Annotated in this window: 13 protein-coding genes and 1 tRNA gene; 10 read left to right on the top strand and 4 right to left on the bottom strand. The window is 58.1% G+C overall.

Annotated elements, in window-relative coordinates:
* Nucleotides 1-37: 37 nt before the first annotated feature.
* The 3 genes from tpiA to K7H22_RS09945 all read right to left on the bottom strand — a co-directional run bounded on the left by tpiA (nt 38) and on the right by K7H22_RS09945 (nt 1,672).
* The gene (tpiA, locus tag K7H22_RS09955; protein WP_230800613.1) at nt 38-793 is read right to left on the bottom strand and encodes a triose-phosphate isomerase; all 756 of its coding nucleotides are present in this window, start codon (nt 791-793) and stop codon (nt 38-40) included.
* 80 nt (nt 794-873) lie between these two features.
* Nucleotides 874-1,254 carry a HesB/IscA family protein gene (locus K7H22_RS09950; protein WP_230800612.1) on the bottom strand — a complete coding sequence of 127 codons (381 nt, stop codon included), beginning with the start codon at nt 1,252-1,254 and terminating at the stop codon, nt 874-876.
* A 55-nt stretch (nt 1,255-1,309) separates the two neighbouring features.
* Nucleotides 1,310-1,672, bottom strand: coding sequence for an SUF system Fe-S cluster assembly protein (locus K7H22_RS09945; RefSeq protein WP_230800611.1), 363 nt, complete (start codon nt 1,670-1,672; stop codon nt 1,310-1,312).
* Between the two features lie 309 nt (nt 1,673-1,981).
* Between K7H22_RS09945 and K7H22_RS09940 the strand changes: the two genes are divergently transcribed.
* The 6 genes from K7H22_RS09940 to K7H22_RS09915 all read left to right on the top strand — a co-directional run bounded on the left by K7H22_RS09940 (nt 1,982) and on the right by K7H22_RS09915 (nt 8,729).
* Nucleotides 1,982-2,119 (top strand): hypothetical protein, encoded by a 138-nt coding sequence (locus tag K7H22_RS09940; RefSeq protein ID WP_230800610.1) that lies wholly within the window; start codon nt 1,982-1,984, stop codon nt 2,117-2,119.
* A gap of 80 nt (nt 2,120-2,199) precedes the next feature.
* Nucleotides 2,200-3,339 (top strand): tRNA guanosine(34) transglycosylase Tgt, encoded by a 1,140-nt coding sequence (tgt, locus tag K7H22_RS09935; RefSeq protein WP_230800608.1) that lies wholly within the window; start codon nt 2,200-2,202, stop codon nt 3,337-3,339.
* Nucleotides 3,340-3,583: 244 nt separating this feature from the next.
* On the top strand, nt 3,584-5,245 hold the full coding sequence (locus K7H22_RS09930) for a hypothetical protein (RefSeq protein ID WP_230800604.1): 1,662 nt from the start codon (nt 3,584-3,586) through the stop codon (nt 5,243-5,245).
* Between the two features lie 229 nt (nt 5,246-5,474).
* On the top strand, nt 5,475-7,883 hold the full coding sequence (lon, locus tag K7H22_RS09925) for an endopeptidase La (RefSeq protein ID WP_230800602.1): 2,409 nt from the start codon (nt 5,475-5,477) through the stop codon (nt 7,881-7,883).
* A 135-nt stretch (nt 7,884-8,018) separates the two neighbouring features.
* The gene (locus K7H22_RS09920) at nt 8,019-8,636 is read left to right on the top strand and encodes an HU family DNA-binding protein (protein ID WP_230800600.1); all 618 of its coding nucleotides are present in this window, start codon (nt 8,019-8,021) and stop codon (nt 8,634-8,636) included.
* Nucleotides 8,637-8,654: 18 nt separating this feature from the next.
* A tRNA-Val gene (locus K7H22_RS09915) sits at nt 8,655-8,729 on the top strand.
* Nucleotides 8,730-8,908: 179 nt separating this feature from the next.
* Here K7H22_RS09915 and K7H22_RS09910 read toward each other — a convergent pair.
* Nucleotides 8,909-9,088, bottom strand: a complete 180-nt coding sequence (locus K7H22_RS09910; protein WP_230800596.1) for a hypothetical protein — start codon at nt 9,086-9,088, stop codon at nt 8,909-8,911.
* Between the two features lie 281 nt (nt 9,089-9,369).
* Between K7H22_RS09910 and K7H22_RS09905 the strand changes: the two genes are divergently transcribed.
* The 4 genes from K7H22_RS09905 to K7H22_RS09890 are packed head-to-tail and all read left to right on the top strand — an operon-like array spanning nt 9,370 to nt 12,002.
* On the top strand, nt 9,370-9,699 hold the full coding sequence (locus tag K7H22_RS09905; RefSeq protein WP_230800595.1) for a hypothetical protein: 330 nt from the start codon (nt 9,370-9,372) through the stop codon (nt 9,697-9,699).
* Nucleotides 9,700-9,701: 2 nt separating this feature from the next.
* Nucleotides 9,702-10,157 carry a hypothetical protein gene (locus tag K7H22_RS09900; protein ID WP_230800593.1) on the top strand — a complete coding sequence of 152 codons (456 nt, stop codon included), beginning with the start codon at nt 9,702-9,704 and terminating at the stop codon, nt 10,155-10,157.
* 17 nt (nt 10,158-10,174) lie between these two features.
* Nucleotides 10,175-11,215 carry a hypothetical protein gene (locus tag K7H22_RS09895; protein ID WP_230800592.1) on the top strand — a complete coding sequence of 347 codons (1,041 nt, stop codon included), beginning with the start codon at nt 10,175-10,177 and terminating at the stop codon, nt 11,213-11,215.
* A 58-nt stretch (nt 11,216-11,273) separates the two neighbouring features.
* Nucleotides 11,274-12,002: a nuclease-related domain-containing protein gene (locus tag K7H22_RS09890; RefSeq protein ID WP_230800590.1), complete on the top strand. Its 729-nt coding sequence runs from the start codon at nt 11,274-11,276 to the stop codon at nt 12,000-12,002.
* Nucleotides 12,003-12,228 lie beyond the last annotated feature (226 nt).

The following is a 12,228-nucleotide window of genomic DNA, read 5'->3' as shown; positions in this document are numbered from 1 at the left end:
CCGGATGCACCAGATAATGTGGCGACGACAAACTGCCCTAGTCCTGCGCAGCCGCCAAAGCCGCCAAAATAGGGCAGAAATCATCTGCTGTCAGGCTGGCCCCGCCCACAAGTGCGCCATCCACTTCGGGAATAGCGAAAATCTCGGTGGCATTGTCGGGTTTGACCGATCCACCATAGAGCAGGCGGATCGCGGTTCCGGTCTGCGTGCCAAAACGTTCCACCAATCCGGCGCGCAGGAAGGCATGCACCTGCGCGATCTGGTCCGATGTGGCGCTTCGCCCGCTGCCGATGGCCCAGACCGGTTCATAGGCGATCACGGTATTCTCTGCCCCAGCCGCCTCCGGCACTGACGCCGCAAGCTGCGCTCCGATCACATCCAATGTGCGGCCCGCGTCGCGTTCGGCCAGTGTCTCGCCCAGACAGATCACGGCGGTCAGGCCTGCACCATGCGCAGCTAAAGCCTTGGCGCAGACAGTCCCGTTTGTCTCGCTGTGATCGGCGCGCCGTTCAGAATGTCCGACAATGACAGCCCGCGCGCCTGCATCCGCCAGTTGGACAGCGGAAATATCGCCGGTATGCGCGCCTGATGCCGCGCAATGGCAATCCTGTGCGCCGACCATCACGGATGTGTCTGACAGGCGGGCCGCCGCTGTATGGATCAGGGTTGCGGGCAGGCAAAGCAACATATCGCAAGCCGGATCGGGATATGCCGAGGCGATTTTAGCCAGTTGATCCAGATCGGCCAACCGGCCGTTCATTTTCCAGTTGCCTGCCGCCAGTCTACGCCGCATCCACTCGCCTCCCTGTCATTGCCTGTCTGTCTTACAGACGAGAGGGCGGCAGTGCCAGATAGAAGGGGCAGGGCGCGCGCTTACTGGCCTTCGCGTTCCGCGGCCAACGCCTCGACATCCTTGAACTTGATCGATTCGCCGCATCCGCAGGCATCCTCGACATTGGGGTTGTTGAATTTGAACCCCGATTCCAGCAGCGAGGTCTGATAGTCGATCTGCGTGCCGAACAGGAACATCTGCGCCATGGGTGCGATCATCACGCGCGCGCCGTCCTGTTCCACCACCTCGTCCATCGGGTTGATCTCGGCGGCGTATTCCATCGTGTATTCCATTCCGGCGCAGCCCCCCTTCTTGACGCCGATGCGCAGGCCCATATGGCCGTCCTTCTGCATCAGGCGGGCGATTTGCTTTGCCGCAGTCTCCGTGATCGTCACGGCCTGTTTTCCGGGTATGGCGAACATTGTTCCTGCCTTTCGGTCTGCGGTGGACCCTTTCGCAAGGATCACTTCCGCGCGATTACATGAATCCGAGTTCCAGCCGCGCTTCGTCACTCATCATGTCCATGCCCCATTGTGGCTCCCATGTGAGTTCGACATCGACATGCTTGATGCCGGGCAAAGGCTCGATCGCATCGGCCACCCAGCCGGGCATCTCGCCTGCGACGGGACAACCCGGTGCGGTCAGGGACATGATGACCTTGACCTCGTTCTCGGGATTGATGTCGATGGTATAGACCAGCCCCAGATCGTAGATATTCACCGGAATTTCAGGGTCATAGACCGACCGGCACGCGGCGACCACATCCTCGTACATCGGATGGTCGGTGCTGGAGGGCGCGATCAGCGGCGTGCCTTCAAGGGGTTCGGCATTCTGGGTCATGGTCTGTCCTGCGATCTGTCCTGCGGATTTCCTGACTGAACATATAAGGATAGGGACCGGATTCGTCCAGTGCCGGCGCACATGCACAGACACACAGCCTGTCTGCTTGTAACGGCACCGCGGGAGGCATATCTTGAGGCTACGCGCTGTCTTGCCGGGCTGTTCCGGCGCAGCGTGGTCAACTCTGTCCTGCCCTTTTTGAATGCACCAGCCTGCGCCCCCGTTCTTGTGCGGGGTCACGTGCTGACGGGGCGGGGTTCGATCCGCAGGGCATAAGCCGCGCGGAGATTCAGCCGGAAGGAACCGGTCATGTCCAAAAAAGGCAACAAGACCAAAGGCAACAAAGAGATCAAGAAACCCAAGCAGGAAAAGCCGAAAGTGCTGGCCACCGCCAATTCCGGTGCGGGCAAGGCCAATCTGTCGGTTGGTGGCAAATCCGTGAAGTAAGCGCCACTCCGCCCTGCCGGCTGTCTTGGCTTTTGGCGCAAAACGTCCCATAGGAGGCCGGTGCGACAAAGGGCAGACAGATGACACAAACGGCAGGGCGGTTCCGCTTCGACCTCAAGACCACGGATGGCAAGGCGCGCCTGGGCGAGATATCAACTCCGCGCGGCGTGATCCGGACGCCCGCGTTCATGCCGGTCGGCACGGCGGCGACGGTCAAGGGGATGATGCCCGAAAGCGTGGCCGCGACGGGCGCGGACATCCTGCTAGGCAACACTTACCATCTGATGCTGCGTCCCACGGCGGAACGGATCGACCGTCTGGGCGGGCTGCATCGCTTCATGAACTGGGACAAGCCGATCCTGACAGACAGCGGTGGCTTTCAGGTCATGAGCCTGTCGGGTCTGCGGAAACTGACCGAAGAGGGTGTGACCTTCAAATCCCATATTGACGGGTCCAAACACCATCTGACACCGGAACGCAGCATGGAAATCCAGCGGCTTCTGGGCAGCGATATCGTGATGTGTTTCGACGAATGCCCGGCGCTTCCCGCCACGGAGGCCGAGGTCGAGAAATCCATGCAGATGTCCATGCGGTGGGCCAGACGCTCGCGCGAGGCCTTTGGCGACAGGCCCGGTCATGCGCTATTCGGCATCCAGCAGGGCGGCGTGACCGAGCATCTGCGCGGTGAAAGCGCAGAACTGCTTAAGGCCATCGGCTTTGACGGCTATGCCGTCGGCGGGCTGGCGGTGGGTGAGGGGCAAGAGGCGATGTTCGGCGTGCTCGATTATGCCCCCGACATGTTGCCTGCCGACAAACCGCGTTACCTGATGGGGGTCGGCAAGCCCGACGATATCGTGGGGGCCGTCAAGCGCGGCATCGACATGATGGATTGCGTGCTGCCCTCTCGCTCGGGCCGCACGGGACAGGCCTTCACGCGGCATGGCGTGGTCAATATCAAGAACGCGCGGCATCAGGACGATCCGCGGCCGCTGGACGAAGACTGCACATGTCCCGCCTGTCGCGGCTATTCCCGTGCCTATCTGCACCATGTTTTCCGCGCGGGCGAGATGATCTCGGGCATGCTGCTGACATGGCATAACCTGCATTATTATCAGGATCTGATGCAGGGCATGCGCGACGCCATCGCGGCGGGCCGCTTCGCCGCCTATGAGGCCGATTTCCACGCGCAGCGGGCCGAGGGCGATATTCCTGTGCGTTGAGCCTTCCGGAGCGATCGGATTGGATATTTGGGGCAAGAAGAAACCGGCAGGGAAGTGACCCCTCCCGCACGGGGCTGACAGGCAGAGGGGCCGGCGGCGGGTGCGGAAGGGGGTTTCTTCCTGCACGGTCATCGGCGTCCCCGCCTGTACCGTGGCTCCAGAATCGCCGATTAACCTTAACATCCGGTTTCTTCTTGCCTTAAATATCCATCCACGGATGCGGCGGGCAATAAAGGGGCAGGGGATGGACTATGGCTATGATCTGGGCGGATATACGCGTGCGGTGACCACCGCATCGCCCGAGGCGCAGCGCTGGTTCGATCGCGGTCTGAACTGGACCTACGGGTTCAACCATGCCGAGGCGGTGGCCTGTTTCGAAAAGGCGCTGCTGGCCGATCCTGCCTGCGCGATGGCGCATTGGGGTATCGCCTATGCGTTGGGGCCCAATTACAACATGCCTTGGGCGCTTTACGATGCGGCTGGCAAGGCGGCGGCTTTGGCGCGGGCCTACCACGCTTCGCAGGCGGCTCTGGCGCTTGTGGAGCAGGTCACGGCGTCCGAGCGCGCCTTGATCACGGCGCTGGCTGCGCGCTATCCGCAGGCCGAGCCGGTCGAGGATATGCGACCGTGGGACCGCGCCTATGCCGATGCGATGCGCGCGGTCCGGCAGGCTTATCCGCGCGATCCCGACATCATAGCGCTGAGCGCCGAGGCGATCATGGACCTGACGCCATGGCAGATGTGGGATTTGCGGTCCGGCCAGCCTGCCGCTGGGGCCGCAACTGCCGAGGTGCGCGCCCTTCTGGAGGCCGCGATGCGCGATCTGCCCGATGCAATGGCCCATCCCGGTATCCTGCATCTCTATGTGCATCTGATGGAAATGTCGCCCTTTCCCGAAAAGGCGATGAAAGCGGCGGATGTGTTGCGGACGCTGGTGCCCGACGCGGGTCATCTGGTGCACATGCCCACGCATATCGACGTGCTTTGCGGCAATTACCATGACGCGTTGCACTGGAACCTGCAGGCCATTGCAGCGGATCGCAAATATCTGGAGCGCGAAGGTGTGATGAATTTTTACACCGGCTACCGCGTCCATGATTACCATTTCGCCGTCTATGGCGCGATGTTTCTGGGCCAGTATCGCGCGGCTCTGGACGCGGCGGAGGAGCTGATCGCCACCATGCCCGAGGCCTTCCTGCGGATCGCATCGCCACCCATGGCGGATTTCTTCGAAAGCTATCTGGCGGTCAAGCAGCATGTCTATGTGCGCTTTGGCAAATGGGAGGAGATCATCGCGCAGGAACTGCCCGACGATCCGGTGCTCTATGCCAATCTGACCGCGATGATCCACTATGCCAAGGGCGTGGCCCATGCCGCCTTGGGGCAGGTCGATCGGGCCTTGGCCGAACAGGTGCTGTTCCGCGCGGCGCGTGCGAAAGTGCCCGACAGCCGCCTGTTGCACAACAATAGCTGTCAGGATCTGTTTGCGATCGCCGAAGAGATGCTGTCGGGCGAGATCGCGTACCGTCGCGGCGATTATGACGCCGCTTTCGCGCATTTGCGCGCTTCGGTCGCGGCGGATGACAATCTGCCCTATGACGAGCCTTGGGGCTGGATGCAGCCCACGCGCCATGCCTTGGGTGCGCTGCTGCTTGAACAAGGTCATGTGGACGAGGCCGAAGTGGTCTACCGCGCCGATCTGGGGCTTGGCGGCAATCTGACGCGCGCGCAGATCCATCCCGACAATATCTGGGCCCTGCGCGGGTTGATGGATTGCCTGAAAGCGCGCGGCGCGGATAGCACGCCAGAGGCGCTTTTGATCCGCCAGCGTCTGGATCTGGCAACAGCGCGCGCCGATCTGCCGGTCGATGTCTCTTGCTTCTGCGCGCGCGGGCGCGATCAGTGAATGGCAGGGTGATCTGGCCCGCGCATGTCCCGATGCAATCGGGACCTATCGAAATGCAGACATCTCATGTCTTGCCCTGACCGCGGCACAAGGGCATTCTGGGGCGAGATGTGACAGGTCGGTGCTTGAAAGACGGTGCCAACTGCCCCAGATTAACGAATGATAAAGACGGAGATGCCCCAGCTGCCGATTGTCGGGGCTGCGACATCTGCCGAACAAAGGACCGAGCATGCAAGACCCCCTGAACCCCTCCTATCCCGTTCTGCCTCTGCGCGATATTGTCGTGTTCCCGCATATGATTGTGCCGCTTTTTGTCGGCCGCGAGAAATCGGTGCGCGCGCTTGAGGAAGTGATGGCCGATGACAAGCAGATCCTGTTGTCCAGCCAGATTGATCCCTCGATCGACGATCCCGCCTCGGACGGGATTTACCAGACCGGTGTGCTGGCCAATGTGCTGCAACTGCTGAAACTGCCTGACGGCACAGTCAAGGTGCTGGTCGAAGGGCAGGCACGGGTGCGGATCACCGAATATCTGACAAATGACCGCTTCTTCGAGGCACGGGCTGAATATCTGACCGAGACAAGTGGCGATGCCGCCACGGTCGAGGCGCTGTTGCGGACCGTGACCGCCGAATTCGAGCGTTACGCCAAGATCAAGAAAAACATCCCCGAAGAGGCGCTGGTTGCCGTTTCGGAAACCACTGATCCGGCAAAGCTGGCTGATCTGGTGTCGGGCCATCTGGGTATTGATGTCGGCCAGAAGCAGGAATTGCTGGAAACCCTCAGCGTCAGCGAGCGGCTGGAAAAGGTTTACGGCCTGATGCAGGGCGAAATGTCTGTTCTGCAGGTCGAGAAAAAGATCAAGACCCGTGTCAAAAGCCAGATGGAGCGCACCCAGCGCGAATACTATCTGAACGAGCAGATGAAGGCGATCCAGAAGGAGCTTGGTGACGGCGAGGAGGGCGGCAACGAGGTTGCCGAGCTTGAAGAGCGTATCAAGGCCACCAAGCTGAGCAAGGAAGCCCGCGACAAAGCCGATGCCGAACTGAAAAAGCTGAAAAACATGTCGCCCATGTCGGCCGAGGCCACGGTTGTGCGGAACTATCTGGACTGGATGCTGGGTCTGCCATGGGGTGTGAAAAGCCGCGTCAAGAAAGATCTGCACAAGGCGCAAGATGTGCTGGATGCCGACCATTACGGGCTTGAAAAGGTCAAGGAGCGGATCGTCGAATATCTGGCCGTGCAGCAGCGCAGCCAGAAGCTGAAAGGCCCGATCATGTGCCTTGTCGGTCCTCCGGGCGTGGGTAAGACCAGCCTTGGCAAATCCGTGGCCCGCGCCACGGGGCGCGAATTCATCCGCATCAGCCTTGGCGGGGTGCGTGACGAATCCGAAATTCGTGGCCACCGCCGGACCTATATCGGCTCGATGCCTGGCAAGATCATTCAGGCGCTGAAAAAGGCGAAAACCACCAACCCGCTGATCCTTCTGGATGAGATCGACAAGATGGGGCAGGATTTCCGCGGTGATCCGGCATCCGCCATGCTTGAAGTGCTTGATCCGGAACAGAACGCGACCTTTGTGGATCACTATCTTGAGGTGGAATACGATCTGTCCAACGTGATGTTCCTGACCACGGCAAATTCCTACAACATGCCTGGCCCGCTTCTGGACCGGATGGAGATCATCACCCTTGCGGGATATACCGAGGACGAAAAGCGCGAGATCGCGCGCCAGCATCTGATCTCGAAAAAGATCAAGGATCACGGGCTGCGCAAAGGCGAGTTCGAGATCACCGATGGTGCGCTGAACGAGATGATCCGCCGCTATACCCGTGAGGCGGGTGTACGGAACCTGGAGCGCGAGATCGCGAAACTGGCGCGCAAGGCCGTAACCATGATCGTCAAGAAAGAGGTCAGCAAGGTTGTCATCAATGAGGACAATCTGGACACGTTCCTTGGCGTGAAGAAATTCCGCTATGGTCTGGCAGAAGCCGAGGACCAGATCGGTGTTGTCACGGGGCTGGCCTGGACATCCGTGGGCGGTGATCTGTTGCAGATCGAGGCTTTGCGCCTGCCGGGCAAGGGTCGGATGAAGACCACGGGCAAACTGGGCGATGTCATGAAAGAAAGCATCGACGCAGCCAGTTCCTATGTCCGCTCGATCAGTCCCAAGATCGGGGTCAAGCCGACGCGCTTTGACAAGATCGACATCCACGTGCACGTCCCGGACGGTGCGACGCCGAAGGACGGGCCTAGTGCCGGTCTGGCAATGGTCACTTCGATCGTGTCAGTGCTGACGCAGATCCCTGTCCGCAAGGATATCGCCATGACCGGCGAGGTGTCATTGCGCGGCAATGCGATGCCCATTGGCGGCCTGAAGGAAAAGCTGTTGGCGGCGCTGCGGGGGGGCATCACAACGGTGCTGATCCCGACCGAGAATGAAAAGGACCTGACCGAGATCCCCGACAATGTGAAGCAGGGTCTGCGGATCATTCCGGTCAGCCATGTCTCGGAAGTGCTGGAACATGCTTTGGTTCGCAAGCCGGAACCCATCGAATGGGATGAAGAGGCCGAGGAAGCCGCGGCCGCCGCCGCAGCCGTAGCCAAGGCGGAACCTTCGAGTGCCGTCACGCATTAACGCGGAAGTGTCAATTCTGACCAAGTTGCAACACCTTGATCGGCGGTCCCTCAGGAGGCCGCCGATTTTCCATGCACTGTTCTCGAATCCGCGCTATGCGTTTGTGAAACGGAAACAAAAGTAGGAACCAGTGTGATGAGCAAGGTGATCAATTTGCAGGATGCTGAAAAGACTGCAGCCAAGAAGCCGACGTCGAAAACGGCAGGATCAAAGACCACTGTGGCCAAGCGTAGCCCTGCAAAGCCCGCGCAGGCCAAAGCGGTTTCCGGCAAAGCGAAACCAGGCAAAATTCCTGCACCGAAAATGCCTGCGAAGGCGACCAAAGCGGCAAGGCCGCTCGATGCCACCACACCAGACGCAAGCACGCCCGTGCAGGCCGCGACAGCGACGCCTCTGGCTGGCCTTACCCCCGTGATTCCCGTGGCAGGGGCGGCGGCGGCCGAACCGAAGCTTGTGACATCCTCGGTGCCGGTCGCGACCGGACCCGAGATGAAAAAGCGCGATCTGCTGGAAAAGGTCGTGAAACGCTCGGGCGTCAAGAAGAAGGATGCCAAACTTGTGGTCGAGGCGATGCTTGCCGTGCTGGGCGAGGCGGTGGCCGAAGGGCGCGAACTGATCCTGCAACCGATGGGGCGACTCAAGACAACCCGCATCAAGGAAACAGGGAACGGACGCGTCCTGATCTGCAAATTGCGGCAGGGTGGCGGTGGTGCCAATGCCGACAAAGAGACCCTTGCAGAGGATGAAGACTGAGTCTAAAAGCCCCCGACCGGGTGATTAGCTCAGTGGTAGAGCGCTTCGTTCACATCGAAGATGTCAGGGGTTCAAATCCCTTATCACCCACCATTTTTTTATCATGTAAAATCAGTTACTTAGGCCTCATTGCTCCGAAATAGTATGGTAGATAGGCCCTAAAATGTATGGTAGAGTCGGGGCGGCTGGCGGCGCTTCAATCAGGTCCGCGTTCCCTTGCGCCATGGATACCGCCGCCCTTGCTATTGAGCACGACGCCATCCTGTCGAACTTCAATCCGAATGCTGATCAATCCAAGCTTTCGCCTCAGCTTCGGTCTTGAACGCTCGGTCATGATTGCGGTGCACGCGCTCTTCACCGTCTAATTCGACAACATCCCAGACTTCATAGAAGACTGCATCGTCCCCGTCAGGGGGTGTGATGTTCGCTACGCGTTGGATTTCGTATCTCATGATTTTGCCTCAAATTTTGAAATCTGGTTGGGCACCGGCCACCGAATGACTGACGCTCCTAGATATTGTGAGTTTTTCGACACGCTGCACGCCCAAAGTTGGTCTGTGTCGTGCACATAGATGCGTTGCGCGGTGAATACCGGTCGTTGCCTTCTGCCTGTCAAATTACTGCCCTCATTACCACTTAGCATTCAAGTGAGGCGTCATTCTGACTGGATTGCTCAGTTTGTTTCGCGCTAGGGTGGAGCAAAACGGGCAATGCGAACCTTGAGGGGCATACTTTGAACAGGACCAAATTCCTTGCTGCAACAGCATTTGTCTGTCTGGCACCCTCCGTGCAAGCGCAGACCATCCCCCGCTACAACGTTGAAGGTTACTGCCAACAGGTTGCGGACGTAAGCGGCGGGTCCGCTATGATTTTCAACGGATGCATGGACATTGAACAACAGTTGTACAACGCTTTGAAACCAGTTTGGGCGCAAATCTCCGGCAAGTCGCGCAACTATTGTGATGAAGTGGCGCAAGTGAGCGGCGGCTCATACAGCATTCTAAAGGGATGCATGGACATGGAAACCAACGCAGCGAATGCGCCCCGTTCCTTTGATTATTGAATATGATGAAAACATTTTCCACAATACTTGCCGCCGTGCTTGCGATAACTCTGCACACCCCGGCATACGCCGATTTCATTGACACCCGCTGGTCGGTTGTTGGTTTCACTGGCGAACCTTGGTTTATCAATCCGCAAAGCATTATCGGTCAATCCCAAGCTTTCAATCGCGGTTTCGCAGAAGGTGTATTTTACACCTGCGACTATGCTGGACAGTCTTCGACTTACACGCGGTACGAGAATGACACGTTTTTTGCCAATCCTGAATTTGAGCTTTTCCTGCCCTTGCAAGAGGGAATGACGCTCAGCAGCGAAGCATTATATGTCCACCGGATCACTTGCGAAGGCGGTGGAAATCCGGCGCAGCGGCGGGTTATTTACCCGTTCGTCACCAATGAAGCGCGCAAATCGGCATGGTATCTTTTTGAGGGTGGCGTTTTTTCACTCTTCAATCTTTAGGCACAAGGTAATTGAAAATGAAGGCGTTTTTCAAAGCTTTCGGTATAGTTGTTTGTCTGACAATCGCGGGCATGATCCTTGCGACAGCCGCGCCGCAAGCCGGTGTTTGGATTGGGGCAGTGTTTTTAGTTGTGCCGCTCTTTGCGCTTATCAAACCGCTTCCCAAATTCCACTTGGGTCACCGTGGATTTAGCATATCTATCGCCTTTTTTGTCGGGCTTCTGACAACCACTGCTTCCTTGGGGCTGATATCCGAGACCGAAAAAATGGTCTCACTGCGCGAAACGGACCCAACGGCGTACTTAGCCGCTCTGGAAAGCCAAGATCAGACAAAATGGCTTGCCGAATTGGAACAGCTAGCTCCCGAGCGGTATGCACTTGAGGTTTCAAAGATCGAAGAAGAGGAGGCGGCAAGAATAGCGGAGGACGCAATAGCCGAAGCTGCCCGCGCAGCAGAAAGAGAGCAGGCACAGGTTGAACTGCGTGCCAAAGACGCAGAGCGTCGCGCGGTGGAGCAACGAACAAAACTAGTTGAACATATCGAACAACTCGACCGCGAGATTGCTTCTATTCCGGGTATTTCGGCGTCTAAATACACTGATGATGTTTCCAATATTAACGTTGGCTTGCTGCTGATGGGCGCGTGGGCCTTGCTTTATGAGGAAGGCGGCAAGCTGGACTTGAATGAAGAGGCGCAGCGAAAGCGGGAACAGTTCCGGCGGCTTCTTGTGAACAAGCAATCCCAGATGCTTCCTGCCATGCGGGATGCTTATGGACCCGCGATGCGCCAGCAACTTTGGGAAGCGGACGGCAGCGCTCGCACCATTGGCGCAGGTTACCGGACTGTGGAATTCGTATCTGCTGCGTTCGCGCGCAACGCCAACATTCAACAAATCCACACAGAGATACGCGAAAACCTCATGATGCTGCGATTCACCCGCGCCCAATACAAATGGATTAAGCAAGCGTCAGAATTCAGCTACTACACTTTGGAAGTTCCGAAGGATTCTGACATTGTGAAATGGGAAAGCGGCGGGCGTTACCGCGTGTTGGACTAAGGCTCCTACTTTCGGCTGAGACAACGCCGCGCACGCAAGGCCTTAGCATGGAAAATTCATGGAAACATTTCTCGCGATAGTTTTCTTCAGCCTTGTTGCGTACGGCCTCTGGTACTTCAACTCCCCTAGCTTCAAAGGGTCAGTTGGAGAGCGCCGCGTAAACTCTACTCTCGAACGGCACCTGCCGGAAGGCTATCGCGTCTTCGCAGACCTGACCTTGCCGTCTCTTGGCGGCACAACGCAGGTTGACCATGTGGTTGTCTCACGGTTCGGTGTCTTCGTAATCGAAACTAAAAACATGCAGGGATGGATATTTGGCAGCGCGGATCAGGCTTCTTGGACACAAACGATCTACGGCCGTAAGACGCGATTTCAGAACCCATTGCGTCAAAACTTTAAGCACGTAAAAGCCATTCAAGAGGCGCTTGGTGTCGACAAACGCCGGATTCACAATCTGGTCGTTTTCGCGGGGTCCGCTGAACCCAAATCGCCAATGCCGTCAGACGTGTGTTGGAATGTGCGGGGGCTTGCGCATTCAATTCTGACACGGCAGGAGGTCCTTTTCAATGATAGCGAAGTCGCGGCTATTTCTGAGAAGCTTGCCCGTGGTGATTTCCAGACGACCAAGGACGCAAAGCGGGCGCATATCCAGCACGTTAAGAAAGCGGCGAACACTTGCCCCAAGTGTGGTTCAGCACTGGTGCTGCGGGCAAACAAGAGAACCGGTTCCGAGTTCTTCGGGTGTTCGCAATTCCCGAAGTGCAAGGGGACGCGGCTGGCGAAATAGATCAAGACCTTTTGGCTAAGTCCGTCGCAGATTCCATAAATTATGAAGAGGCCAACAAAGGGTTCTTCTGGAAAACTAGTTAGCGGGCGGGTCCCCGAAAAGCTATGGCTATGGCTTCCAGATAACCGACACATAGACGCCTACTACGCGCGCGACCCACCCCCAAGCGGGTACTAGCCTTGGGTCCTGACGTTGCCCCCTACCACTAATCCAGTTTGAGATAGAC

The sequence above is a fragment of the Seohaeicola saemankumensis genome (assembly GCF_021021435.1).
GTDB lineage: Bacteria > Pseudomonadota > Alphaproteobacteria > Rhodobacterales > Rhodobacteraceae > Seohaeicola.
Note: the sequence above shows the minus strand (reverse complement) of the source record. Positions and strands in the feature narration are given on the sequence as shown.